This is a genomic window from Halorhodospira sp. 9628 (assembly GCF_022228075.1).
Lineage (GTDB): Bacteria > Pseudomonadota > Gammaproteobacteria > Nitrococcales > Halorhodospiraceae > Halorhodospira > Halorhodospira halophila_A.
Window position 1 is genome coordinate 71,621 of sequence record NZ_JAJNRF010000001.1, and the last position, 24,628, is coordinate 96,248.

22 protein-coding genes are annotated in these 24,628 nt (G+C 67.2%); 7 read left to right on the forward strand and 15 right to left on the reverse strand.

All coding sequences use genetic code 11. From position 1 onward, the window contains the following. Nucleotides 1-8 precede the first annotated feature (8 nt). Both ilvB and msrB read right to left on the reverse strand, forming a co-directional pair. On the reverse strand, nucleotides 9-1,898 hold the full coding sequence (gene ilvB, locus LRG10_RS00335; protein ID WP_201170929.1) for a biosynthetic-type acetolactate synthase large subunit: 1,890 nt from the start codon (nucleotides 1,896-1,898) through the stop codon (nucleotides 9-11). Between the two features lie 178 nt (nucleotides 1,899-2,076). Then, nucleotides 2,077-2,481, reverse strand: a complete 405-nt coding sequence (msrB, locus tag LRG10_RS00340; RefSeq protein ID WP_201170932.1) for a peptide-methionine (R)-S-oxide reductase MsrB — start codon at nucleotides 2,479-2,481, stop codon at nucleotides 2,077-2,079. Between the two features lie 166 nt (nucleotides 2,482-2,647). Here msrB and LRG10_RS00345 point away from each other — a divergent pair, with 166 nt between their 5' ends. After that, complete coding sequence (locus LRG10_RS00345) at nucleotides 2,648-4,687, forward strand: CocE/NonD family hydrolase (RefSeq protein WP_238634391.1); 2,040 nt, start codon at nucleotides 2,648-2,650, stop codon at nucleotides 4,685-4,687. Nucleotides 4,688-4,705: 18 nt separating this feature from the next. Here the strand turns inward: LRG10_RS00345 and LRG10_RS00350 are convergent, their stop codons facing one another. Beyond that, entirely contained in the window at nucleotides 4,706-5,440 is a 735-nt protein-coding gene (locus tag LRG10_RS00350) for an NAD-dependent deacylase (protein WP_338018467.1), read from the reverse strand. A gap of 148 nt (nucleotides 5,441-5,588) precedes the next feature. Between LRG10_RS00350 and serB the strand changes: the two genes are divergently transcribed. The 5 genes from serB to LRG10_RS00375 all read left to right on the forward strand — a co-directional run bounded on the left by serB (nucleotide 5,589) and on the right by LRG10_RS00375 (nucleotide 11,548). Next, entirely contained in the window at nucleotides 5,589-6,803 is a 1,215-nt protein-coding gene (serB, locus tag LRG10_RS00355; RefSeq protein ID WP_201170935.1) for a phosphoserine phosphatase SerB, read from the forward strand. A 90-nt stretch (nucleotides 6,804-6,893) separates the two neighbouring features. Continuing rightward, nucleotides 6,894-7,997 (forward strand): BamA/TamA family outer membrane protein, encoded by a 1,104-nt coding sequence (locus tag LRG10_RS00360; RefSeq protein ID WP_238634393.1) that lies wholly within the window; start codon nucleotides 6,894-6,896, stop codon nucleotides 7,995-7,997. A gap of 76 nt (nucleotides 7,998-8,073) precedes the next feature. Further along, entirely contained in the window at nucleotides 8,074-8,991 is a 918-nt protein-coding gene (chlG, locus tag LRG10_RS00365) for a chlorophyll synthase ChlG (RefSeq protein WP_201170941.1), read from the forward strand. Then, entirely contained in the window at nucleotides 8,988-10,331 is a 1,344-nt protein-coding gene (locus tag LRG10_RS00370; protein WP_201170942.1) for a BCD family MFS transporter, read from the forward strand. Before chlG ends, LRG10_RS00370 begins: the two co-directional genes overlap by 4 nt. After that, on the forward strand, nucleotides 10,331-11,548 hold the full coding sequence (locus tag LRG10_RS00375) for a geranylgeranyl diphosphate reductase (RefSeq protein WP_238634395.1): 1,218 nt from the start codon (nucleotides 10,331-10,333) through the stop codon (nucleotides 11,546-11,548). The genes LRG10_RS00370 and LRG10_RS00375 overlap by 1 nt, the downstream gene beginning before the upstream one ends. Nucleotides 11,549-11,972: 424 nt before the next feature. Here LRG10_RS00375 and pufC read toward each other — a convergent pair whose 3' ends face one another. The 12 genes from pufC to LRG10_RS00435 form a co-directional block, all read right to left on the reverse strand. Beyond that, nucleotides 11,973-13,061, reverse strand: coding sequence for a photosynthetic reaction center cytochrome PufC (pufC, locus tag LRG10_RS00380; RefSeq protein WP_201242205.1), 1,089 nt, complete (start codon nucleotides 13,059-13,061; stop codon nucleotides 11,973-11,975). Then, nucleotides 13,061-14,032, reverse strand: a complete 972-nt coding sequence (gene pufM, locus LRG10_RS00385; RefSeq protein WP_201242204.1) for a photosynthetic reaction center subunit M — start codon at nucleotides 14,030-14,032, stop codon at nucleotides 13,061-13,063. Before pufM ends, pufC begins: the two co-directional genes overlap by 1 nt. Nucleotides 14,033-14,038: 6 nt before the next feature. Further along, complete coding sequence (pufL, locus tag LRG10_RS00390; protein ID WP_201242203.1) at nucleotides 14,039-14,869, reverse strand: photosynthetic reaction center subunit L; 831 nt, start codon at nucleotides 14,867-14,869, stop codon at nucleotides 14,039-14,041. 122 nt (nucleotides 14,870-14,991) lie between these two features. Then, the gene (gene pufA / locus LRG10_RS00395) at nucleotides 14,992-15,195 is read right to left on the reverse strand and encodes a light-harvesting antenna LH1, alpha subunit (RefSeq protein ID WP_201170958.1); all 204 of its coding nucleotides are present in this window, start codon (nucleotides 15,193-15,195) and stop codon (nucleotides 14,992-14,994) included. A gap of 12 nt (nucleotides 15,196-15,207) precedes the next feature. After that, the gene (pufB, locus tag LRG10_RS00400; protein WP_201170961.1) at nucleotides 15,208-15,432 is read right to left on the reverse strand and encodes a light-harvesting antenna LH1, beta subunit; all 225 of its coding nucleotides are present in this window, start codon (nucleotides 15,430-15,432) and stop codon (nucleotides 15,208-15,210) included. A gap of 168 nt (nucleotides 15,433-15,600) precedes the next feature. Then, nucleotides 15,601-15,834: a hypothetical protein gene (locus tag LRG10_RS00405; RefSeq protein WP_238632474.1), complete on the reverse strand. Its 234-nt coding sequence runs from the start codon at nucleotides 15,832-15,834 to the stop codon at nucleotides 15,601-15,603. 112 nt (nucleotides 15,835-15,946) lie between these two features. Then, nucleotides 15,947-17,476: a chlorophyllide a reductase subunit Z gene (gene bchZ / locus LRG10_RS00410; RefSeq protein ID WP_201242202.1), complete on the reverse strand. Its 1,530-nt coding sequence runs from the start codon at nucleotides 17,474-17,476 to the stop codon at nucleotides 15,947-15,949. After that, a complete protein-coding gene (gene bchY, locus LRG10_RS00415) occupies nucleotides 17,476-18,843 on the reverse strand; it encodes a chlorophyllide a reductase subunit Y (protein WP_201170984.1) in 1,368 nt (455 codons plus the stop codon). Before bchY ends, bchZ begins: the two co-directional genes overlap by 1 nt. Before the next feature lie 22 nt (nucleotides 18,844-18,865). Further along, on the reverse strand, nucleotides 18,866-19,792 hold the full coding sequence (locus LRG10_RS00420; RefSeq protein ID WP_238634397.1) for a chlorophyllide a reductase iron protein subunit X: 927 nt from the start codon (nucleotides 19,790-19,792) through the stop codon (nucleotides 18,866-18,868). Further along, entirely contained in the window at nucleotides 19,792-20,775 is a 984-nt protein-coding gene (bchC, locus tag LRG10_RS00425; RefSeq protein ID WP_201242201.1) for a chlorophyll synthesis pathway protein BchC, read from the reverse strand. Before bchC ends, LRG10_RS00420 begins: the two co-directional genes overlap by 1 nt. 43 nt (nucleotides 20,776-20,818) lie before the next feature. After that, nucleotides 20,819-21,964, reverse strand: a complete 1,146-nt coding sequence (locus LRG10_RS00430; RefSeq protein WP_238634398.1) for an acetylserotonin O-methyltransferase — start codon at nucleotides 21,962-21,964, stop codon at nucleotides 20,819-20,821. Next, nucleotides 21,961-22,836, reverse strand: a complete 876-nt coding sequence (locus LRG10_RS00435; RefSeq protein ID WP_238634400.1) for a polyprenyl synthetase family protein — start codon at nucleotides 22,834-22,836, stop codon at nucleotides 21,961-21,963. The genes LRG10_RS00430 and LRG10_RS00435 overlap by 4 nt, the downstream gene beginning before the upstream one ends. 84 nt (nucleotides 22,837-22,920) lie before the next feature. Between LRG10_RS00435 and crtD the strand changes: the two genes are divergently transcribed. Continuing rightward, complete coding sequence (crtD, locus tag LRG10_RS00440; RefSeq protein ID WP_201242198.1) at nucleotides 22,921-24,483, forward strand: 1-hydroxycarotenoid 3,4-desaturase CrtD; 1,563 nt, start codon at nucleotides 22,921-22,923, stop codon at nucleotides 24,481-24,483. The last annotated feature ends 145 nt before the right edge of the window (nucleotides 24,484-24,628 follow it).

Sequence of the window (24,628 nt, forward strand, 5' to 3'; positions counted from 1 at the left end):
CGGCTCGCTCAGAAGAGGTCCGGAGACTCGCCGTCCTCGAGCTTGGTGCGCGGGCGCAGGGCCACATCCCGGCTCGGGATGTAATCGCCGGTCACCATCTCCTTGTAGCTGCTGCCCGGCCCAACCATCGGGAACACGCCAGCATCGGGATCGATCATCACCTCAAGGAAGGCCGGCCCGGGGAACTCGACAAAGGCTCGCAGGGCCTCCTCAAGCTCCGCCTTATCGGCGACCCGGCGGGCGAATTCATAGCCGTCGGCCTCCGCCGCCTTGATGAAGTCCTTGCGGTGCAGCGACTTGTCCGACCCGGAAAAACGATCGCCGAAGTAGAGCTTCTGCCACTGCCGGACCATACCGTCGCCGACGTTGTTCAGCGACAGGATCTTGACCGGCAGGTCGTAGGTCGTGGCCGTCTCCAGCTCGCCAAGGTTCATGCGCAGCGAGCCATCGCCATCGACATCGATGACCATCCGGTCCGGACGCCCGAGATAGGCGCCAATGGCCGCCGGCAGGCCAAAGCCCATGGTGCCCAGGCCGCCAGAGGTCAGCCACTGGCGCGGACCGCGGAAGTCGCAGTACTGCGCCGCCCACATCTGGTGCTGGCCGACGCCTGTGGCGATGATCGCCTCCCCCGCCGTCAGCTCGTTGAGTTTCTCGAGGACGTAGTGGGGCTGGATCAGCGCGCTGTCGCGATCGTAGTTCATCGGATGGCGCTCGCGCAGACCGCGGACGTGCTCGAGCCAGGCGTCGAAGCGAGGCTCGAACCCCATGGATTCCCCATAGCGCAGCAGCTGGCGCAGGCTACGCCCGGCCTCGCCGACGTGCGCCCAGTCAACCCCCTTGACCTTGCCGATCTCGGCGGCATCGATATCGATGTGGGCGATCTGCTCGGCGAGCGGCGCGAACTCCTCCACCTTGCCGGCCACACGGTCATCGAAGCGCGCGCCGACCGCGATGAGGAAATCGCAGTCCTCGACGGCGTAATTGGCGTAGGCCGTCCCGTGCATGCCGAGCATGCCCAGATAGAGATCGTCGGTGGTATCCATCGCGCCCAGCCCCATCAGGGTGCTGACCACCGGGATCCCGAACGTTTGTGCGAAGTCGCGCAGCTCCTGATGGGCCTCACCGTTGACCACGCCGCCGCCGACGTAGAGCAGCGGCCGCCGGGAGTGCTCGAGCATCTCCATGAAGGCGCGGCACTTGCGGTCCGAGAGCTTGGCCGAGCGCAGGGACTCCATGCGCTGACGATAACCGCGCACCTCCAGAACCCCTTCGCCCCGGAACTCGCCGATCCAGTTCTGCATATTCTTGGGCACATCGACCACAACCGGACCGGGACGTCCGGAGCGGGCCACCTCGAAGGCGGTGCGCACCGTGGCCTCGAGCTGCTCCGGGTCGGTGACCAGGAAGACGTGCTTGGCACAACTGCCCATGATATTGACGATGGGCGCCTCCTGGAAGGCGTCGGTCCCCATGGCGTGGGTCGGCACCTGGCCGGTGATCGCCACGACCGGCACCGAGTCGGCCATGCAGTCGCGAATCGGGGTCACCGTGTTCGTCGCCCCAGGGCCCGAGGTCACCAGGAAGCAGCCCACCTTACCGGTGGCGCGCGCATAGCCGGCCGCCATGAACCCCGCACCCTGCTCGTTGGCGGGGACGATCAGCCGAATGGGGTCCTCTTCTTCGCCGGCCTGTTGCTCCTTCCGGCGGCGCTCGTTGTACTTGAAGATGGCGTCGTAAGTGGGAAGGATCGCGCCGCCGCTGTAGCCGAAGAGCGTATCCACCCCCTCCTGCGCCAGGACCTCTACAATGATTTCACCGCCGCTCATGGTCTTGCCGGCAAGCGGATGGCGGGTTGCGTCGGTCTCTGCCTGGGGGTTGACGATTGCGGTATCCATTTTCCTCACGGCTCTTCGGCCTCTCGATTGCTCCACGAACACTGCAAGCGGGCGCGCCGGGCGACGCGACCGCCGCGGGGTACGTACACCGGTGGACCGGATATCCTACGCCGCCACCTGCCTGTTCAGCAAGGATACTCTGCCCCGGAAACGCCGCCCGGCACCGCGAACGAGGCGATCACTCCGGGGCGGCTTCCTCATCGAGCTGCAGTGCCACCGAGTTAATGCAATAACGCAGCTGGGTCGGTGGCGGACCATCGGCGAAGACGTGCCCCAGGTGAGCGTCACAGGTCGCGCACAGGACTTCTTCTCGGACCATGCCGAGGGAACGGTCTTCCCGGATCACGATCTGGTCATCGTCGACCGGTGCCCAGAAGCTGGGCCACCCGGTACCGGACTCGAACTTGGTGCGCGAGGAGAACAGCGCTGAGTTACAGCACACGCACCGATACACCCCGGACCGATCACAGTGGTAATAGGCCCCGCTGAACGGTGTCTCGGTGCTGCCCCGCCTGGTCACCGCAAACTGCTCCGGCGTCAGCAGTTCCCGCCACTCCGCCTCGCTCTTGTCGATCTTGGCCACACGTCACCCCTTCGATCTACCGCCGTGCCCGGACCCGGACGGGCTACACCGTCCCATCCACTTCCCTTCAACATAACGGGGGATGGCGCCGCCGACCACCCAGGTGCCATCCACCGGCCACGGCGCTATATTGAGAGGATGACATCCGCACGGGAGCATGTACCCCATGGCAGCCAGAGCGGTCCATGAACTACCCAACGAAGTCGAGGTCGTCGAGCACCAGTGGATCACCATGCGCGACGGCACCCGTCTTTCGGCGCGCATCTGGAAGCCCGCCGGAGCGGAGCGGAACCCGGTCCCGGCGGTGCTCGAATTCATTCCCTACCGCAAGCGCGATATCAAGCGCATGCGCGACACGCAGATCCACCACTACTTCGCGGCCCACGGCCACGCCGGGGTGCGGGTCGACCTGCGTGGCAGCGGGGACTCCGAAGGGGTCCTGACCGACGAGTACCTGCTGCAGGAGCAGGAGGATGCCGAGGACATCCTGCGCTGGCTCGCCGAGCAGCCCTGGTGTACCGGGGACGTGGGGATGATGGGCATCTCCTGGGGGGGCTTCAACGCCCTTCAGGTGGCCGCCCGCAGGCCGCCGCAGCTCAAGGCCGTGATCGCCGTCGCAGCCACGGATGATCGCTACGCCGACGACGTCCACTACAAGGGCGGCTGCCTGCTCAACGACAACCTGTCGTGGGCATCGGTGATGTTCGCCTTCAACTCCATGCCACCCGACCCGAAGATTGTCGGCGACCGCTGGCGGGAGATGTGGATGCAACGCTTGGAAGACAGCGGACTGTGGGTCAAGCGGTGGATGAGTCACCCGCAGCGCGACGACTACTGGCGCCACGGCTCGGTCTGCGAGGATTACAGCGCCATCCAGATCCCGGTGATGATCGTCTCCGGCTGGGCGGACGGCTACCCGAATCCGGTCTTCCGCCTGGTCGAAAACCTGCAGGCTCCTTGCAAGGGCCTGGTCGGCCCCTGGAGCCATATCTATCCCCATATGGGGCTGCCAGGCCCCCAGATCGGCTTCCTTCAGGAGGCACTGCGCTGGTGGGATCAGTGGCTCCGTGGCGAGGAGCGGGGCCTTCTGGAGGAGCCGCGCCTGCGGGTCTGGATGCAGGACAGCGTGCGCCCGCGCACCCAGTACGCCAGCCGCCCTGGCCGCTGGGTGGCCGAGCCGGGCTGGCCGTCGCCGAACATCGACTGGACCCGGCTGCAACTGTCACCGCGGCACATGCAGTGGCCCGGTGAACCTCCGCCGGAGACCGACGCGGGCAAACCGGTGGCCATCCAGTCGCCACTCTCCCTGGGGCTGTTCGGCGGCAAGTGGTGCTCCTACAACAACGGCCCCGACCTGCCCTACGACCAGCGCGAGGAGGACGGTGGCGCCCTGATCTTCGACACGCAGCCCCTGGAGGAGGCGGTGGAGATCCTCGGCGCCCCCGTCGTGGAGCTGGATCTTGAATCCAGCAGGCCAGTGGCGCAGATCGCCGTGCGCCTCTCCGACGAGGCCCCGGACGGCAAGGCGACCCGCGTCACCTACGGCGTGTTAAACCTCTGCCACCGCAACGGCCACGACCAGCCCGCCTACCTGGAGCCGGGCAGCCGTGAACGCATCCGGGTCCCCCTGGACCACATCGCCCAGTCATTCCCCCGGGGCCACCGCATCCGACTCGCTGTATCCACTTCCTACTGGCCCCTGGCCTGGCCGCCACCGCAGCCGGTGCGTCTGACCCTCTATCCGGAGGGCTGTCACCTTGGTCTACCGGTGCGCCCGCCCCGGGAGGAGGACCGGGGGCTGCCCGCGTTCGATGAGGCCGAGGCGGCGCCACCCCCGGCATCGACGGCCCTGGAGCACGGCCACGGCAATTGGATCGTTTCGCGCGACCTGGCACGGGATGAGTCGACCCTACACGTGATCGAGGACGATGGCCGCGCTTACCTGGAGGACGTGGACCTAGAGGTCGAACGCTCCGCGGACGAGTGGTATCGGGCACGCGGCGACGACTTCACCTCCCTGAGCGGCGAGGTCATCCACCGCCGACGGCTACGCCGCGGTGACTGGTCGATCTACACCGAGACCCGCACCCTGCTCACCTGCGACGAGGGCCACTTCCGAATCCACGCCACCCTAGATGCCTACGAGAACGGGCTGCGCGTCTTCGCCAAGACCTGGGATGAGCGGGTGCCGCGCGCTTTCCTCTGAACCGCGGCACGCGGCGATTCAGACCTGCTCGGTCGCCGCCCCGACCAGCGCCGGCAGGATCTCGCCGGCGCTGCCGCGCAGGCTCCAGTCCGCCACCGGGGTCAGCGGTGTGGGCTCCCGGTTGACCTCCAGGACCGGGATATCCCGCTCCAGCGCTTCGAGCGGCAGGGAAGCAGCCGGCTGGACCAGTGAGGAGGTGCCAACGGAGAGGACCAGGTCGGCCTCCCGGACCGCAGTCACCGCAGCCTCGACGGCACCGGACGGCAGGGCCTCGCCGAACCAGACCACATCCGGACGCAGCAAATCGCCACTGTACGGACACCGCGGCAACTCCGGGGCATCTGAAGCGCCGGCTACCGCACCCTCGAAGACACGGTCGCGGTGGATATTGCCGTGCAGCTCGATGATGTCGTGGCTCCCGGCGCGCTGGTGTAGGCCATCAACGTTCTGGGTGATTACGCGCAGGCCGCCAAGTTGCCGCTCCCAGTCGGCCAAGGCGCGGTGCCCGGCATTGGGCTCGGCCTGTTCGGCCAGGCGCCGGCGCTGCGCGTACCAGGCCCAGACCCGGCGGGGGTTGCGCCGGAAGGCTTCCGGTGTAGCCAGCTCCTCGGGGTCGAAACGCTCCCAGAAGCCGCTCTGCGCATCCCGGAACGTCGGCACACCACTCTCGGCCGAGATCCCGGCGCCGGTCAGCGCCACCACCCGGGCGGCCCGATGAAGCACCCGCCTGAGCCCCTCTTCGATGTGCGTCACTTGCAATCTCCTCGCCACCAGTCAGGGAAACGCGCGGAAGCGTTTTAGTCTGCGATGAGCCCGCGGATTCGGCAAGGGCTCACGGTGTCCACCACGGCCGGGGCCGGATCCCCTACAATGACGCGCTCACCCCGGAATGGTAGATGCTATGAGCGAGATCATCCTGATCAACGTGTCCGGCGAGGATCAGCCGGGACTGACCTCTTCCCTGATGGGCATCCTGGCCGAGTACGATGTCGACATCCTCGACATCGGGCAGGCGATGATCCACGACACCCTGTCGCTCGGCATTCTCATCGAGGTACCGGAGCAGAAGGACGTCTCCCCGGTGCTCAAGGACGTGCTGTTCCACCTCCACGATGCGGGGATGCAGGTGCGTTTCACCCCGGTGGCACAGGAGCAGTACGAGCACTGGGTGCGTGGCGCCGGCAAGCCGCGGCACATCATCACCCTGCTCGGCCGAAGCGTGAGCGCCGCACAGATTGCCCGCATCTCCAGCGTCGTCACCGCCCAGGGGTTGAATATCGAGGACATCGTGCGACTCTCTGGCCGTCGCCCGCTACATCTGGAGGGTCGACGCTCAAGAGCCTGTGTGGAGCTGACGGTGCGGGGCCAGCCCGTCGACACCGACGCCATGAAGCGCGACTTCATGGAGATCTCCCAGCAGCTCGGGATCGACATCAGCTTCCAGGAAGACAATCTGTACCGGCGCAACCGTCGCATGGTCGCCTTCGACATGGACTCCACGCTCATTCAGCAGGAGGTCATCGACGAAATGGCCAAGGCGGCCGGCGTCGGCGAGGAGTGCGCGCGAGTCACCGAGCAGGCCATGCGCGGCGAGATCGACTTCCGCGAGAGCCTGCGCCAGCGCGTCCGGCTCCTGGAGGGACTGCCCGAAGAGACCCTGGAAGAGGTCGCCCGGAGCCTGACGCTAACCGAGGGCGCCGAGCGGCTGATGCGCACGCTGAAGGCCTTCGGCTACGTCACCGCGATTATCTCCGGTGGCTTCACCTACTTCGGGCGCCATCTGCAGAAACACCTGGGCATCGACTACGTCTACGCCAACGACCTGGAGATTGTCGACGGTCGACTGACCGGGCGGGTCCAGGGCGAGATCGTCGATGGCCCGCGCAAGGCCGAGCTGCTGCGCCACATCGCGGAGCAGGAGGGCCTGGCCCTGGAACAGGTAATCGCCGTCGGGGACGGCGCCAACGACCTGCCCATGCTGCGCCTGGCCGGGCTCGGTATCGCCTTCCACGCCAAGCCGGTGGTCCAGGAGAGCGCGCGGCAATCGATCTCCACCCTGGGCCTGGACGGGACCCTGTATTTGATGGGCATCAAGGACACCGACACCCCGGCCTGACGCGGCCGGGATAAGGGCGCCTTCCGCCAGGGGCTTGCCCGGGGCTATAGTGGCGTCGGTCCCGCTAGCCCGATCGCCGACGACAGCCCCATGGCCCGACGCGCCCGCCAACTGCTGGCCGCCCTGTTCATCGGCCTGGGCGGCGCCCCCGCCCTCCTGAGCGCCGGCTCACCGGGGGGCGTGGTCGTGCCGCTGGTCTTCTACACCCCGGAGACCGGGGGGGCCGGCGGAGCAACGGCGGTGCTCTTCCGGCCACGCCAGCTGGCTACCGGTGCGGAGGGCACCGACACCCTCAGCCTGGTAGGCTTCTATACTGCAAAAAGCCAGTACCTGGCCGCCCTCAGTGGCCGCGCCTACCTGGCTGATGGGCGCTGGCTGATCGCCAACAGCACCACACTCAGCGAGTTTCCCCGGGATTACTATGGGCAGGGCCCCCTGGCTCGGCAGGACGATGAGGAGTCGTACACCGCACTGCGCCGCAGCAACAGCCTCCGCCTGCAACGCTGGGTTGGCGGCCCCTGGTACGCGGGCGTGCGCTGGGATGCCGCTCGCTACGACCTGGAGGACGTCGATGCGGGCGGCAAGGTGGATCGGTACTACCAGGAGCGTGAACTGCCGCGCGAGAACCGGCTCCACGGCGTCGGTGCCACCGTCTCCCAGGACACTCGCAGCGGCCCGTTCTTCCCCACCTCCGGCAGTCGCACGGAGCTGGCGGCGGTGGCCTTCCCCGAGTCACTGGGGGCCGATGAGGCGTTCGGTGTGATCGAGCTCGACCATCGCCACTACTTCGGCATCGGCGAGCGACACGCCGTCGCGCTGCAATTCGTCGGCGAGTACGCCGGTGACCACGCACCGCTGCCGCTCCAACCCCGACTGGGCGGCAGCACCCTGCGCGGGTTCTACGAGGGGCGCTACATCGACAACGTGCTGCTTGCCGGACAGGCCGAGTGGCGCTTTCCCATCGCCGGGCGGTGGCAGGGCGCTGCCTTCGCCGGCGCCGGCAACGTCTTCCCGCGCCTTTCGGAGGCCTCCTCAGAACACCTGAAGTACGGGGTTGGCGGCGGCCTGCGTTACGTCCTCGTGCCCGACGCCGGCATCCACCTGCGTCTCGATTTCGCCCGCGGGTACGCCCGCGGCGACGCGGAAGATGGCGACGGCCTGGCCGTCTACTTCAACCTGGGCGAGGCGTTCTGACCCGCCGCGGCGAATGGGCGCGGCCGACTGTCACGCCCGCTTGACGCCGGGGATCGGGGCTCCTTACTGTACCGTCATGTCTGGGGCAGCTCATCCTGATACAGCGCTCACGCGCCCGCGCCTGGCGACGGTGTTCGAGATCATGCATCCGATCACCTGGTTCGCGCCGATGTGGGCATTCGCCTGTGGTGTCATTTCCGTGGGCGCTTCCCCGGAGGGGATCCACTGGCTGATGATCGCCGCCGGTGTGCTGCTCGCCGGTCCGCTGGTCTGCGGCACCAGCCAGATCGTCAACGATTGGTACGACCGCCACGTGGACGCCATCAACGAGCCCGACCGCCCCATTCCCTCGGGCCGCATGCCCGGGCGTTGGGGGCTCTACATCGGGATCGGCACCACTTTGCTCGCCCTGGCCGTCGCCGCTGCCCTCGGGCCGGTGGTCCTCCTGGCCGCCTGTATCGGCCTCTTTCTGGCCTGGGCCTACAGCGCCCCTCCCATACGCCTGAAGCGCAACGGCTGGATCAGCAACGCCGCTGTGGGCCTTTCCTACGAAGGGCTGCCTTGGGTCACCGGTGCGGCCATCATGGCCACCGGGCTTCCGGACTGGCGGATCCTGCTCGTCGCCCTGCTCTACAGCATCGGCGCCCACGGCATCATGACCCTCAACGACTTCAAGGCCATTGAGGGCGACCGGCAGACCGGGCTCAAGACGGTGCCCGTTCATCTCGGCGCGCAGAATGCGGCGCGCCTGGCCTGTGTCGTCATGGCGCTGCCGCAGGCGGTGGTGATCGGCCTGCTCCTCGCCTGGGAGCAGCCCTGGCACGCCCTGATCGTCAGCGCCCTGTTGGCCGCTCAGCTTCTGCTGATGATCCGGCTGCTACGCGATCCAAAAGCTTACGCCCCCTGGTATAACGCCACGGGCACGACCCTCTACGTGCTCGGCATGCTGGCCACGGCCTTCGCCTTGGGCGGCATGCTCGGAGGCAGCGCATGAGCGCACCCAACATCGGCTGGCTGGGGATCCTCCGGCTCGGCCTCGTCCAGACGGCCCTGGGCGCTGTGGTGGTGCTGACCACCACTACCCTCAATCGCGTCATGATCGTCGAGCTGGCCCTGCCGGCGATGCTGCCCGGCATGCTGGTCGGCTTCCACTACGCCGTTCAGATCCTACGCCCGCGCCTGGGCTACGGATCGGATGTGGGCGGGCGACGAACCCCTTGGATCCTTGGCGGCATCCTGGTGCTTGCCGCCGGCGGGGTCACCGCCTCCTTCGCGACGGCGCTCATGGAGACCAACACTGCCGGCGGTGTTGCCCTCGCCACGGTCGCCTTCCTCATGATCGGGGCCGGTGTCAGCAGTGCCGGTACCGCGCTGCTCGCCCTGCTGGCGACGCGGGTGTCACCGGAGCGACGTGCACCTGCAGCGATGGTCACCTGGGTGATGATGATCGCCGGGTTCGCGGTAACGGCAGGCACCGCCGGGCACTTCCTTGATCCGTTCTCCATGGAGCGCCTGGTAGGGGTCACCAGCGTCGTCTGCGCCCTGGCGGTCGTCCTGGCCTTCGTCGCCGTCTGGGGCGTCGAGGGCGAAGGGCGCGAGAGCGTCGGCGCCCATGCGCAGAGCACCCCAACGACCCCCTTCTTTCAGGCGCTGGGCCAGATCTGGGATGAACCGAAGGCGCGGCGGTTCACCATCTTCGTGTTTTTCTCGATGCTCGCCTACAACTCCCAGGATCTTATCCTGGAGCCGTTCGCCGGCCTGGTCTTCGGCCTGACCCCCGGGCAGTCCACCCAGCTGGGCGGGTTTCAGAATGGCGGCGTCCTGGCTGGGATGCTGCTCGCGGCCCTCGCCGGTCGCGGCAAACTCGGCAGCCTGCGCACCTGGACCATCGGCGGCTGCATCGCCTCGAGCATCGCTCTGGGCAACCTGATCGTCGTCGCTGGCGTCCAAGAGCTTTGGTGGGAGAGTGTTTCCGAGAGCGGCCTCTGGCGTGTCGGCCTGCCGGTGTTCGCGCTCGGCGCGGCCAACGGCGCCTTCGCCGTAGCCGCCATCGGCTCCATGATGCGCCTCGCCAGCGAGGGCCAGGAGCGCCGGGAGGGGGTCCGCGTCGGCCTCTGGGGCGCTGCCCAGGCCATCGCCTTCGGCCTCGGCGGCTTCCTCGGAACCGTTGGCGTCGACGCAATCCGCTACCTGGCCGGTGACGAGACGGCCGGATACTCCATGGTCTTCGGGCTCGCCGCCCTGCTCTTCCTGGTCTCGGCCTGGCTGGCTGCGCGGGTGGACCGAGCCGGCGAGACCGACCAGAAATACGGCACCGCCACAGCAGGGAGCTGATGCCCATGAGCAACTCGCAGAATGTCGAGCGCTTCGATGTCGCTGTCGTCGGTGGTGGCCCTGCGGGTGCCACTGCAGCCCGATACCTCGCGCAACAAGGTCACGCCGTACTACTACTCGACCGCCCGGGCCGCATCAAGCCGTGCGGCGGCGCGATCCCTCCGCGCTGCGTCCAGGATTTCGAGATCCCCGACGAAATGATCTGCGCAACCGTGGGCTCCGCCCGCATGGTCTCGCCCTCCGACCGCCACGTGGACATGCCGATCCAGGACGGCTACGTGGCCATGGTCGATCGCGAGGTCTTCGACGAATGGCTGCGCAACCGTGCCGCCGAGGCCGGCGCCGAGCGACGCGAGGCCACCTTCAAGCACCTTGAGGAGGGCGACGGCGGCGTCTACCTCCGCTACACCGAGGGTCGGGGTGGCCCGGAGGCCGAGCCCCGGCAAGTCTGGGCGCGGTTCGTTATCGGCGCTGATGGCGCCAACTCCGCCGTGGGCCGGCAGGCCATCCAGGGGGCGACCGAGATCCCCCAGGTCGCCGCCTACCATGAGATCATCGAAGCCCCGGCTGCCGACGACGACGACCGCTTCGATCCACGCCGGGCCGACGTCTACTACCGCGGCTCGATCTCTCCCGACTTTTACGGCTGGATCTTTCCCCATGGCGACACGGTCAGTGTCGGCGCCGGCAGCGCGGTCAAGGGTTTCTCCCTGCGCTCGGCCGTGGAGCGCTTGCGCCAGGACGCCGGACTGGAACAGGCGACAACCCTGCGCCGGGAGGGGGCACCGATCCCGATGCACCCGCTCAAGCGCTGGGACAACGGGCGCAATGTGGTCCTAGCCGGCGACGCCGCCGGGACCGTGGCTCCCGCCTCCGGCGAGGGGATCTACTACGCCATGGTTGGGGGACAAAATGCCGCCCAGGCCGTGAAGCAGGCCTTGGACACCGGCGACGGCGCGGCCCTCGCACAGGCGGAGAAGGCCTTCACCAGGGACCACGGCCAGGTCTTCCGGGTACTCGGCGTGATGCAGCGTTTCTGGTACACCAACAACAACCGCCGGGAGCGGTTCGTGCGGATCTGTGCCGACCCGGACGTGCAGGCACTGACCTGGGATGCGTACATGAACAAGCGCCTGGTTCGAGCACGTCCGCTCGCACATATGCGCATCTTCTTCAAGAACATCGCGCACCTGACCGGGCTGGCACCGGTCCGCTGACCGCGCAAGGGGTGCGGCGGCCGAACCCGGCCGCTCGTGCCCCTACTCGCTCCGCTCCTACCTCCGCCCCCGGACCCGACCCTCTACCGTGGCTCGCCGCAGTTCTGACTCAGCCAATACGCCGTACGCGACGGACACTTCGCCCACTTATCCTTGCACCGACTTCTAGTTGTCGGGCCAATGCTTTGCCTTCGGCTTCCTTCAGGTTCCACCTCACGATGGACACCCTTGCCGTTCGGCTAACCTTCCTCTTGCCGGGCCGGTAGAAGACTCGCACCTCCAAGTCATCCGGCAACCACCACAGTTCCCCGAATAGAGCCAGCCAAGGCGCTGGCGCACCACAAAAAGAAAAACGGCGCCTTAAGGCGCCGTTTTCTTCAGGACGGGCCCGGAGGCCGAGGCCCCCGGGATCGCTTCCTGCCTCTTACTCGGCGTTGCGGTCGCGCAGACCGTCGGTACCGAGATCGCCAAACTGCAGGAAGTCGAAGTCCGCGTCCTCCTCGCCCATCAGGCCCGGATAGTCATCGACCATCTTGGCCCCGTCCAGAGGCAGCTGCTCACCGTAGTGGCAAGTGGCGCACTGGACCTTGGCGATGTCACCGGTCGGCCCCAGGCGAACCTCGGGTTGACCAGCCTCCAGCGGCTCGATCCAGTTGGCGTTGATATCACGCGTCATCCGGATGCCGTGCCAGGAGATCTCCCGCTCCTCCGGGCTCTCGTCCCACTGCCCCAGCCGGCCGGTGTTGTGGCAGGTGGTGCAGTTGGAGCCGGTTGCAGCGGACATGTGCATCATGAGGCTGTAGGAAGCCTCGGTGTCCTGGAGCGAGACGTCCCACTCATCGAGGTGGGGCAGGATCGTGTCGCCCTCGACCCGCAGATCGTCGTGCCCGAGCAGGTACCGCTCGAACGCATTCCGCGGAAGCGAGGTGTACTCGGTCTTCTCGCTGGCCAGGTTCTGCATCATGGTGTTGCCGAGGCCGGCCATGTTCACATCCGGAGTCGGCTCGGCGAACCAGCTCTCCTCCGGCAGGTTCTCGCCACGGTGACACGTGTAGCAGGTCACACCCGTGTCATCCATGTGGCTGTCCCAGTTGGCGTTCACATACCGGTTCATCTCTATCATCTGACGAGAGACCTGGTACGTGTACAGCTCCTCGCTGGCGAAATCGTTGCCATCGTGGCAGTAGGTGCAACCCTCGTCCGGCGACACCCAGTCGGTCATGCTCTGCATGAGCCGGGTGAACTCCGCCACGCTCAGGTCGTCGAGCACCTCCACGTTCTGGTAGATCTCGCCGGCGCGGGGCCCTTCAGCCGAGACCGGATCCGCGGCCTCCGGCGCCAGATGGAGGTCATCGTCCCGCAGCCGCGGGTTGTTGACCTCCTCCATGCCGGTGCCACGGTAGCCCTTCTGCTCGGTATCTACCGGCGGACGCTCACACCCGACGACGACTGCGAGACCGGCGGACAGGGCACCAACTGCCAAGGATCGGTTCAGATACATTTTACTGCTCATCACTCCGTCCCCCCTGCTGCCGGATCCACTGCCGGTGTGAAGAACTCCGGATACTCGGGGGCGATGCCGTGGTGGACACCCCACAGGTACCAGTTCTCGACCACGGTGCCGGTCAGCAGGATACCGATGCCACCCGTAATCACGCAGAGGATGGCGAACCAGTAACCCCACCGGTGGATGGACTCCATCGTAGCGTTGAAGCCCATGGTCCAGCGCCAGAACAGCGCCGAACGCTCCGCAGCGGTACCGCGGTCGGTGATCTGCTCGATCTCGCGCTCCGCGTTGTAGCGACCCGCCGCCAGGATGGTGGCGCCGTGCATCGCGAACAGCAGAGCCGAACCGAACAGGAACACGATCGACAGCATGTGGAACGGGTTGTAGTACAGGTTGCCGTACCGCAGCGAGAACGCCGTGGTCCAGTCCAGGTGCGGGAAGATGCCGAACGGCACACTCTTCGCCCAGCTGCCCATCAGCACCGGCCAGATGAAGCCGATCGCCAGGAACAGGAAGATCGCTGCAGCGAAGGCCCAGGCCACGTGGGTGCCGAGCCCGAGCGCCCGTGCCCGGTTGTAGGTCCGCGCGAACCAGAGCAGGACCGACAGGGTCAGCGTGAACCCGGCGATCAGCCACCACCCGCCATCATTGAGCGGCGGGAGGCTCAGGCCGTACTCCGGCGGCGGCGGCTCCAGGGCCACCCAGAAGAACTGACGGATGAACTCGAGCGGGCTCCAGTCCACCGACGCCAGCATGTTCATGCCGATGATGACGATGGACACGATGCCGAAGAGGATCGACATCACACCGGTCGTGCCGAGATAGATCGGACCGACCTGGGCGTCGCCGATCTTCCCGAGCAGCCAAGAGTGCGTCGCTCCCTTGGTCCGGGGCCAATCCGCGGCTGGGAGCTCGACGCCCGGATCCGTCGGGCCCCGGACCTGAACGCGGGTAAAGATGTTCTGATACTCAGCCATTTCTGATTACCCCCCCCAGGACCAGATCGGGACGTTGAGCCACCAGTTCCACCACTCGGGCCAACCGCGGGTCCAGAACGGGCCGCTGATGATGATGCACACCGCGCTCCAGAAGCCCGCATTCAGGGCCAGGAACAGGCCGAGGCGGTGGATGCCCAGGCTGCCGATGGAGTAGCCGATGACGTCACGGAAGAAGGTGTTCTCATGCTCCGCGGTCTTAACCGGCTCACCCTTCTTGGGGTTGGTGACCGAGAGGATCAGGCCACCGTGCAGCGCCAGGGCCAGGGTGGTCGTGAAGAAGAACGTGACGGCCAGCATGTGGGCCGGGTTGTAGTGGAAGTGGAGGTATTGATACCCCACGTTCGACACCCAATCCAGGTGGCTCAGGATCCCGTACGGGAACCCGTGGCCCCAGGCGCCCATCAGCAGCGGCCGGAAGACCACCAGCGTCGCGTAGGCGAGGATCGCGACCGCGAACGCCACCGGCACGTGATACCCCATGCCGAGCTTCTTGGAGATCTCCGCCTGCCGCAGGGCCCAGGTGATGAACGCGCCCAGAGCGCAGACGGTGATGATCTGCCAGAGGCCGCCCTCCATCATGGGCGCAAGGGCCAGCCCGTAGCTAAGGTCGGGCGGGGCGATCGAGATCTGCCACAGATTGAAGGTGTCTTGGGAAGCACCGTAGATAATCAGGACGGTGCCAAGGACCGCGAAGATCGCCGTAAGCACCCCGAAGATGCCCACGTAGAACGGCCCAATCCAAAAGTCAAACAAGTCCCCTCCGAGGAGTGTACCTCCTCGGACACGATATTTTTTTTCAAAGTCGAGCATCGCCATGGCTGGGTCCTCACATCACGGGCAACACGGCGCCTCAGGGATCCCGAAGCCTTCGGCGAGCGACCGCCCCGGGTGTGAAGCACACCGGGGCGGTCCTCCCGAAGAGCCGGGGGCTCGGGTGCTTAGACCTCCCGCTGCTGCGGCATGACCGCAGCATCGGCGACCTCGGCAGCCGACTCGGCGTCGCCGTAGGGGTTACCCTGGAGCCAGTTGAAGTTCTCCGTGCTCAGGAGGATGAAGTGAATAAGCAGAGCCAGGACGGCCATGCCCACGTGGGCCAGAACCACCGTACGGCGATAGTCGAGGATCTTCCACATTCTCCACATGATTACGTCTCCTTAAGCAGCGATGGGCGCGATGGACTGAACAGCGGCGGTGACGGCGTTGGCACCCTCGATCAGAGCGGCACCGAAGCCCTCGTCACCCGGGATCCACGGACGCCAGGCCCAGGCCAGGATGTGCGCCACAACGGCAACACCGATGTAGACGGTGAAGGCCTGAGAGAACATCGCGTGAAACTCTTTGGCTTCCTCGTCGCTAACGTTCCGCATCTCGTCAGCCATAATTACTTCCTCCGTTCGACTTTTCGCCTGCGCCGCGCGCCCCCGCGCGGCTCGGGTTGGTCACCACGCTTTGGTGGTGCTTTTTTCCCGACCGAGGATGGATCCTCGATCAGAAAAATCGGTTATTCGTTCTCTCTTCCCCTGCGAGCTGCGGCCCAATGCCGCGCATCAGCTCATGAAGGCAAAGGGGACCGAGGTCTGCGCCGCCGCGCGTGCCTCGGCGATTACCGACTGCCGCTCGCCCTTTTGCTGCGCAGCACGCCAGCGTGCCGGGACGAGACGGGCCAGAAGAGCGCCGACCAGAAAGACCGCGAAGCTGACGGCCATCAGCAGGCGGTACTGCGCCTCTTCCTTGCGGCGGGCTCGCGCTGAGTTCGGCCGTGCTTTGACTGCGTGTGCCATCGGAGTGCCTCCTCTCGTCGAACTCTCCGCTGCGCCTCTACCCGTCTATAACAAAGCACAACGCGTAAGGCTTCAACGGGATAGCGCGCTTTCGCCGCGCCCTTTTCGTGCTTTAGTTGCCGCGCCCCGGACCCGACCCTGGCAGCACGTCGCTGCAGCTCTTGACCCGGGCTGCGGTGACTCGAGTCTCGCCGGCCTCCTTGGCCCGCTGTTCCGCTGCATCGCGCAACCGCTTGGTGGCCGAGATGCGGACCAGCATCGGTTGCTCCTGAACCCAGCGGTCAAGTATCGCTCGAGCCTCTTCGTCCCAGGTCAGGGTCTCGGAGGCCTCGGCCGGGGCGGCTTCGGATTCGGCTGCGACATTCTGCGCCGTTTTTTCCGGTTGCACGCCGCGGGCCAGAGTGGCCTCCACCTGATCCATTTCCGTGCCCAACGGCAGGATATGGAACAGGGCGTCGAAGAGCGCGTTACAAACCTCCTGCACGATGTAACAGGATCCACCGTACCCCATGAACGGGGTCCCCGTGTGGCGGCGTATGACCGCACCGGGGAAGGAGGCGGGGATATATCTGGCGTGTCCTCCTACTTCCGCAAGATACATCCGCTCGTTGTAGCTTCCGAAAAGCACGAGTGGCGGATTGCCGCGGATCGCGGCACGAATGGCGTCGTTATCGATCTTGACGCCGGGCGCCCGAGAGAAGGCGAAATTGCAGGGCATCCCCAGGTCATTTTCAAGAAATTTCCGAATGCCCAGCGAATGGGTTTGTGCTGCAACGATCCCGAAACTGGCCGTGGCGTAAAAATCCTGTGTGACAGAACGCCACAAATCCCAGAGCGGTTTTAGTGTGGTGTGTTTCTCTTTTTCGATAAACGGCTCCGGATCGAGCCCGAGCTGCTCGCCGAGGGCGTGCAGGAATCGCGTCGTACTGTGCAGGCCGACCGGCGCCTGCAGATAGGGCCGTCCGAGCGCCTCGCAGAGCCCGCGCCCATACTCCCGGTACATGCAGATGTTGACGTCAGCATCCACCAGCCGCGGGATCTGATCCACGTGGCAACCAAGAGGAAAGACCAGATTGACTTCCGCGCCGATGCCCTCGACCAGCCGGCGGATCTCGGCCAGGTCCGAGGGCATATTGAACATCCCGTAGGCCGGGCCGATGATGTTGACCCGCGGCGGCGCGCCGGCCTCCCGTTCGCGCGGACGCGGCGCGCGCCCGCGGCGCATGCCGAACTGCTCCCAGAGCCAGCGCAGCGCCCGATCCGAGGCCTGCCACTGATCCTCGTCGATGGTTCTCGGCAGGAAACGGCGTATCCCGGTGCCTTCAGGCGTCACGCCGCCGCCGATCATCTCGGCAATGGAACCGGTTACGACGACAGTCGGCTGCTGGGGATCGAGGGTGCCGTGGGCCCGCTTCATGGCGCCCTCGGTGCCCTCTCGGTTGAGCTCTTCCTCGGAGAGGCCGGTGACGACCACCGGGAGTTCTTCCGGCGGCAGGGCGTCGGTGTAGTGCAAAACGGCGGTCACCGGCAGGTTCTCGCACCCGACCGGGCCATCGATGATCACCTGCAGGCCCTTGACGGCCGTGAACGCGTACACCGCCCCCCAGTATCCGCCAGCACGATCAAGATCGGGGATGAGCATCAGCGTCCCTCCCCACAACGCCCGACGCCGCCCGCCTTGATCTCAACCCGCGGCGGGATCTGCGGCGATTCGCTCCACACGCCGCCGGTCTCGCCCGTACCCACGCCGGCGAAGAATGCGTTCATGGCGTCAAAGCGCTCCTTGTTCCCGATCGCGGCGTTGATAACCTGAGCCAGCGCCCCTGGCCCCGACGGCCCCATCAACGGTCGCGCAGAGATCAGATTGGTGAAGTACAGGCCGGGAATGGCCTGCTCCTTGGCGTGCTGGACCACGGGTGTGGTGCCGATGGCCAAATCGGGCTGGTGCTCGTCCACCGCCGCGGTATCGTCCTCCAGCGTCGCCCGGAAACGCACTGGGATCCCTCGCGCCTCGAGCCACTCGCGATCCGGATCCGACCACCGCGTCTGACCCACGGCCGTGCCCACGTAGCGCACGTCCGCGCCACATTCGACGAGCAGCCGGGCAACCAGCAGCTCGGAGCCCTCGTATCCGGAGACCGTAATCCGGCCGTGCACCGGCGCAGCCGCGATGGCCTCTTCGATGGCGGGAAGCGCAGCCGATTTCGCCGTGTCGATCTCGGCACGCCCGACGTCGCAGGCCGCTCCGACCGCCTCGAGCCAGGCTGCGGTGCCATCCCGTCCGACGGGGGCCGAGGGCACCAGCGCCCGCCCCGCTGCTTCGAACTCCGCCAGCGACGCCGTATAGAACGGGTGGATTGCGGCAGCCGCGCGGCAATCGAGGGCCGCGTAAAGCTCGCGCCACTCGCGCGTCGGCACCACCTGCCCCGCCGCCAGGCCCATGGGCTCGAGCAAACGGCTGATACTGACCGGATCGCCCGGGAACATCTCGCCGAGCAGCGCCACCGTGGGCAGATCGCCCCGGCCACTTCGCGGCGCCGCCACAGGGCCCTGTTCGGCCTCCTGCCGGGCGTAACGCAGCATGGCGGCCGCCAGCTTGTCCTTGGCCTCGGCATGAGTGGGCACGCCGAAACCGGGCACCTCCAGCGGCACCACGCGGACACCGTTGATCGCCTCGGGCAACAGCCGCAGGGGCACGCCGGAGGCCGTCGGCACGCAGAGGTTGATGACCACGATGGCGTCGTAGCGCGCCGGGTCGGCAAGGTCGTACACCGCCTGGTGGACGTCTTCGAACAGCCCCCCGGTCACCAGCGACTCGGAGTCGAAGGGCACGTAGCCAACGCTGCGCCGGGCACCATAGAAGTGCGAAGTGAAGGTCAGCCCGTAGACGCAGCAAGCCGAACCCGCCACCACGGTGGCGGTGCGGCGCATGCGCAGCCCCACGCGCAACGACCCGAAGGCCGGGCACATGGTCTGGGGTTGATCATGGGGTCCCGCTCGATCGTTCATGGCCCTTACTCCGGGGTCTGGCTCAGGTATCGTCGTAGACGATCTCCAGGGATGGCTTCCTGGTCGCCCCCTGCGGGCACATGTCCTCCGGAGTGGCCGGCACGAGTTCGACCTCGCCGCCGACCTCGTCACTCTTGAACAGCCCGAGCAGTTGGTCGTGACTCAGGGGTTGAGGCATGACCGGCGGGGCACCGGCGATGTTCTGCGCCAGCTGCCCGAACAGGTCTCCCCAGGGACCACCCGGGTAGCCGATGATCTCGTAGTTGGCGCTCTTGCGCCGGATCTCGTCGTCCGCGGGGATGCTCGAGAGCACCGGTATCTCAGCCTGCTCGGCGAGTGCCTGCGCCTCGCCGGTACCGTCATCCTTGTTCACCACCAGCCCGGCGACGCCGACACTCCCGCCCAGGCGGCTGAAATACTCCACCGCCGAGCAGACGTTGTTGACGACGTAGAGCGACTGTAGATCGTTCGCCCCCACCAGGATGACCTTCTGGCACAGGTCACGCGCGATGGGCAGGCCAAACCCGCCACAGACCACGTCGCCGAGGAAATCGAGCAGGACGTAATCGAAGTCCCAGTCGTGGAACCCCAGGTTCTCCAGGATCTCGAACCCGTGGATGATCCCGCGTCCACCACAGCCGCGGCCCACCTCCGGGCCGCCGAGCTCCATGGCGAAGACCCCATCGCGCTTGAAGCAGACGTCGCCGATGCTCAACGTCTCGCCGGCGGCCTTCTTGCGCGAGGAGGTATCGATGATCGTGGGGCAGGCCCGCCCGCCAAAGAGCAGCGAGGTGGTATCGCTTTTGGGGTCGCAGCCGATGAGCAGGACCTTCTTGCCCTGTTGCGCCATCATGTAGGAGAGGTTGGAGAGCGTGAAGCTCTTGCCGATGCCGCCCTTGCCGTAGATGGCGATGATCTGGGTCTCTTTCGCCGGCTGCTCGCTGCTCATCAGCTGTTTCTCCAGTCGAGGACCATCTTGAGACAGTCGGGATCACCGAAGGCGATCCGGTAGGCCGATGCCGCCTCGGCGGCATCGAGGCAGTGCGTAATCAGACCGTCGAGGCTGAGCGCCCCTGACTCGATCTGCCGCGTTACGGCCTGCAGATCGTCCCGCTGCCACTCGGCCGCCACACGCAGCCGGGCCTCACGCATGAAGGCCGACGGGAACGCGAACGACAGGCGCTCGCTGTAGAAACCGGCCAGCACCACCTCACCTCCGTGCGCCAGCCGCCCGATCAGGGTATCGAGGAGCGCGGCATCGCCACTGACATCGCAGATGCGCGCGTAGTCGTGGCGCTCATCGCTGTCCGGTTCCAGCACCGTGTAGCCGTCGGCACCGGTTCGCCGGTCCTCGTTGGTCTCCCAGACCGTCGGAGGATGGCCGAGCGACACCCCGATGCGCGCTATCAGCCGGCCCAGCACACCGTGGCCGATCACCAGATCCGGGGGTGCCTCGGCCACCGCGTGCCACGCCGTAGCGGCCAGGGCCAACAACACGCCACGCTCGCCGAGGCCATCCGGCAACGGGATGACCCGCTCGCCGGAGACCACCAGGCGCGAGGCGGCCCCGCCGAACAACCCGCTGACCTCCCGGTAGCAGCGGGCGCCGGGGACGAACACGGCCTCGCCCTCCTGCCGCCCCGACTCGGCCCCGGCCGCGATGACCCGGCCCACGGACTCGTAGCCGGGAACCAGCGGGTAGGCCAGCCCCGGAAACTGGGGCATGGTGCCCTTCCAGAGCAGGCGCTCGGTGCCGGTGCTGATCCCGCTGAAGTCGATATCGACCACGACGTCCCCCGGCCCGGGGTCCGTCAAGGCCACATCCTGAAGGGCGAGGCGCTCAGGGGCCTCGAAAAGGACCGCACGAGCCGAGTACGGGCCGCCGGACGGCCCACCCGGATCGGCATTCGATACAGGGCTTGGGTCAGACATGGTGTCAGCCTAACTTGACTTCCCCGTGTGTCAAGCTGGTCGATCACCGGGATAGGCTGCGGCTTTTAGCCGCAATTACACGGGCCTGCAGCGGATTGCAGCCTGGCAATAACCGGATCTGCTCAAACCCGGCCCCCTCGAGAAGCCCGCGGTTTTCGGCCACGGTTCGGGGCCGCCCACGCCCCATCGCGAAAAGGTAGATCCCGAAGTAGGCACCGCCCACCCGCTCGGCCCCCGGTGTCCCCGACATCGGCTCGGCCACCAGGACCGTGGTTCCGGGGCGCAGGCTGCGGTGCAGGTTCTTTAGCAGCCGGGCTGCCTCTTCATCGTCGTGATCGTGCAGGATGCGCACGAGCGAGACCACATCCGCATCGGCGGGCAGAGCGTCCCGGAAGAAGTCGGCCCCCGCGGCGGTCAGGCGTTCTTCAAGGCCTGCCTCGGCGATACGGGCACGGGCGCGTTCGGCTACGGCGGGGAGATCGATCACCTGCCCATGCACGTGGGGCCATCGACGGGCAGCGGCGATCAGGAAGGCCCCCTCGCCCCCGCCCACATCCATCAACCTCCGGTGCCGGCGCAGCGGATAGGCATCGAGCACCTCGGTGGCCACCATCGGCTGCGAGGCAGCCATCAGCCCGCTGTAGCCATCCACCTCGCTGCCCGTCAGCGCGTCCGGCGACTGGTTGCCGGCATAGGCCCAATAACGCCCGAGGGCGGTCTCGCCACGCTCGCCCTGCAGCAGCGCCAGCGGATCCTGAAGATCCTCGTAAAGCAGGGCGTGGTGATCGACCATGGCGCGGATGCCCGGCGCGGCCACCAGCACGGCCCCCAGGTCACCGAGACCGTACCGCCCTGCGCTGCGAGACTCTGCCAAGCGCAAGGCCTCGGCTGCCTCGAGCAACCGTTGCCCCGCCATCTCCGGCAGCCCGAGGCGGTTCAGCAGACGCTCCCGGGGCTGCGCCCCCTCGTTGAGCAGATCCAGCAGGCCGCTGCGCACGCTGGCCAGAACGACCTGCGAGTAGATGAACCCGGCACACAGGTCGAACAGCTCGCTGGAGCGCCGTCGGGCGATTGGCCGGGTCAGCGGGAAGCGTGCCGCCAGCCGATGGAAACGGGGGCTGGCCAGCAGGCGGTCTCGCCAGTCATGCAGGCGATCCCGCCATCGGCTGTCTCGCCAGCTACGGATCACGCCGCGCTGCGGCCCAGCGTCTTGGGCAGGACCCGCTCCATCTCTTCGAGGATACCGGCGCGCAGCTGCTCGGCACCGGCGCAGTCCGGAACCGCGTCGACCGCCTCCTGCACCAGCCGATCCAGACGCTCCTTGGCCCCCTCAAGGCCGTGCTCCGAGACCGCGTTAGCCAGGCCGTGGGACGAGTCCTGGCCGGTGGGCTTGCCGAGTTCATCCTCGGCCCCGACAGCGTCACGCAGGTCATCGGCGACCTGATACGCCTCGCCCAACCGCTCGCCTACCGTCCGCCACCGATCGGCCTGCTCCTCGGCGCCGACGGCGATGGCTCCGGCAACGGTGGCAGCCGCGAACAGCGAGCCGGTCTTGGCCTGGTGATACTCCGCCACCGGGATTTCCGGCTCGGACTCCCAGGCCTGCCCGGCCGTAATGCCGTAGGGCATACCGGTTGCCCGGGTCACCGTGGCCAGCAGGGCACCGGCCCGCTGCGGGGCCTGGGGCACCTGCAGCGCCAACGTCTCCAACGCGTGGACGATGAGCGCATCGCCGGCCAGTACAGCCAAGCGCTCGCCGTAGGCGGCGTGCACCGACGGCTGCCCGCGACGCGTCGCCGCATCGTCGAAGCACGGCAGATCGTCGTGGACCAGCGAGGCACAGTGCATCAACTCGATAGCGATGGCCGCCGCGTCGGCCAACTCGGGGTGATCATCGCCACAGGCCGCAGCGACGGTCAGGCACAGGCGCGGCCGGACGCGGGCGCCGCCGGCAAATACGGCATGATGCACGGCATGCGCCAGCTGTGGCGGGGCCGGGGCAGCCGTTGCCCGGGCCACTGCGGCCTCCAGGGCGCTTTCGATTCTTTTGCTTGGTTCCATGTAGCCCCCTCCCGCCGGCGGCGTGTAGGCTTGCGTTCCAGGGAAGACGTGAGTCGTCGAGTACGCTAGTCAGGGACCCACCCCATGTCAACGTCGATGCGAAGCCCAGCCGCAGGAGAACAGAACGCCGTGGTGATCGGCGCCGGTGTCGGCGGGCTCGCCACCGCCATCGACCTGGCCTGCGCCGGACTGCAAGTCACCCTGGTTGAACAGGCACCGACACCGGGAGGGAAACTGCGCCCGGTGCGCATCGGTAACGCCTGGCTGGACGCCGGGCCGACGGTCTTCACCATGCGCGGTGCCTTCGAGGAACTCTTCGCCGACGCGGGGGAACGCCTTGAGGACCATTTGCGACTGCGCCCCGTTGAGCGCTTGGCCCGGCACGCCTGGGTCGAAGGCGGGCAGCTGGATCTGTTTGCCGATCCACGACAATCCGCCGAGGCGATCGGCGAGTTCGCAGGCCCCGCCGAGGCGCGGCGCTTCCGTGCCTTCTGCCGCCGCGCCGCGGAGATCCACGACACGCTGGACAACACGTTCATGCGCGCACAGCGCACTACCCCGCTGGGTCTTTTCCACCGCGTCGGGTACCGCAACCTCGGCGCCATGCTGCGCATCAGTCCGTTCACCACCCTCTGGCAAGCTCTTGGCCGCTACTTCCACGATTCGCGCCTGCGACAACTCTACGGCCGTTACGCAACCTACTGCGGCTCCTCCCCGTTCGAGGCACCAGCCACACTGATGTTGATCGCCCACGTGGAGTCGGAAGGAGTTTGGCAGGTCGAGGGCGGAATGCACCGTCTGGCCACCGCTCTGGCCGGGCTCGCTGAACGGTGCGGGGTCGAACTGCGCTGCGCCACCCGGGCACGGGCCATCCAAACCGCCCGAGGCCGGGTCAGCGGCGTCGAACTGGCCCACGGCGAGTTCCTGCCAGCCGGGACGGTCGTCAGCAACGGCGATGCCGCCGCCCTGGCCAGCGGGCTCTTCGGCGACCACCTGCGCTCGGCGGTGCGCAGACAGCCGCCCCGGACCCGCTCGCAGTCCGCGATCACTTGGAACTGGCGGGCCGAGACCGGGGGGTTCCCGCTTCACCATCACTCGGTCTTCTTCAGCAGCGACTACGCAGACGAGTTCCAGGCCGTCTTCCGCCGCGGCGAGCCGCCCCCGGAACCAACGGTCTATATCTGCGCCCAGGATCGCCACGACCAGCAGTCGGTTGCCGGCCCCGAGCGCCTCCTCTGCCTGATCAACGCGCCGGCCCAAGGCGACCGGAAAAGCTTCAGCGACACGGAGATCCAACAATGCCAGCACCAGACCCTCTCGCTCCTGGAGCGCTGCGGCCTCAGCATCCAGCCCACGGAAGAGACGCCGGTCATCCACACGCCCACGGACTTCGAGGCGCGTTACCCGGCGACGGGCGGGGCGTTGTACGGGATGGCCAGCCACGGGTGGCGGGCCTCGTTTCAGCGTCCAGCGGCGCGCACGCGGGTGCCGGGGCTCTATCTGGCGGGGGGCAGCACGCACCCGGGGGCGGGTCTGCCGATGGCGATGATGTCCGGGCGCCTGGCGGCGGCGCAAGTGCTGGCCGACCTGACTTCCGTCACACGGTCCCTTCGGGGGGCTACGTCTGGTGGTACCTCGACGCCCTGAGCGATGACGGCCGTCACGGGCTGACGGTCATCCTGTTCGTCGGCAGCGTCTTCTCACCCTATTATGCGTGGGCACGGCAGCGCGGGACGCCCATTCCGGAGGACCACTGCGCCTTCAACGTCGCCCTCTACGGCGAGAAGCGCGG

Coding starts and splice junctions, on each gene's coding strand:
- ilvB (WP_201170929.1), bottom strand. CDS start 1,898: ATGGATACCGCAATCGTCAACCCCCAGGCAGAGACCGACGCAACCCGC.
- LRG10_RS00345 (WP_238634391.1), top strand. CDS start 2,648: ATGGCAGCCAGAGCGGTCCATGAACTACCCAACGAAGTCGAGGTCGTC.
- serB (WP_201170935.1), top strand. CDS start 5,589: ATGAGCGAGATCATCCTGATCAACGTGTCCGGCGAGGATCAGCCGGGA.
- LRG10_RS00360 (WP_238634393.1), top strand. CDS start 6,894: ATGGCCCGACGCGCCCGCCAACTGCTGGCCGCCCTGTTCATCGGCCTG.
- chlG (WP_201170941.1), top strand. CDS start 8,074: ATGTCTGGGGCAGCTCATCCTGATACAGCGCTCACGCGCCCGCGCCTG.
- LRG10_RS00370 (WP_201170942.1), top strand. CDS start 8,988: ATGAGCGCACCCAACATCGGCTGGCTGGGGATCCTCCGGCTCGGCCTC.
- LRG10_RS00375 (WP_238634395.1), top strand. CDS start 10,331: ATGCCCATGAGCAACTCGCAGAATGTCGAGCGCTTCGATGTCGCTGTC.
- pufC (WP_201242205.1), bottom strand. CDS start 13,061: ATGAGCAGTAAAATGTATCTGAACCGATCCTTGGCAGTTGGTGCCCTG.
- pufM (WP_201242204.1), bottom strand. CDS start 14,032: ATGGCTGAGTATCAGAACATCTTTACCCGCGTTCAGGTCCGGGGCCCG.
- pufL (WP_201242203.1), bottom strand. CDS start 14,869: ATGGCGATGCTCGACTTTGAAAAAAAATATCGTGTCCGAGGAGGTACA.
- pufA (WP_201170958.1), bottom strand. CDS start 15,195: ATGTGGAGAATGTGGAAGATCCTCGACTATCGCCGTACGGTGGTTCTG.
- pufB (WP_201170961.1), bottom strand. CDS start 15,432: ATGGCTGACGAGATGCGGAACGTTAGCGACGAGGAAGCCAAAGAGTTT.
- LRG10_RS00405 (WP_238632474.1), bottom strand. CDS start 15,834: ATGGCACACGCAGTCAAAGCACGGCCGAACTCAGCGCGAGCCCGCCGC.
- bchZ (WP_201242202.1), bottom strand. CDS start 17,476: ATGCTCATCCCCGATCTTGATCGTGCTGGCGGATACTGGGGGGCGGTG.
- bchY (WP_201170984.1), bottom strand. CDS start 18,843: ATGAACGATCGAGCGGGACCCCATGATCAACCCCAGACCATGTGCCCG.
- LRG10_RS00420 (WP_238634397.1), bottom strand. CDS start 19,792: ATGAGCAGCGAGCAGCCGGCGAAAGAGACCCAGATCATCGCCATCTAC.
- bchC (WP_201242201.1), bottom strand. CDS start 20,775: ATGTCTGACCCAAGCCCTGTATCGAATGCCGATCCGGGTGGGCCGTCC.
- LRG10_RS00435 (WP_238634400.1), bottom strand. CDS start 22,836: ATGGAACCAAGCAAAAGAATCGAAAGCGCCCTGGAGGCCGCAGTGGCC.
- crtD (WP_201242198.1), top strand. CDS start 22,921: ATGTCAACGTCGATGCGAAGCCCAGCCGCAGGAGAACAGAACGCCGTG.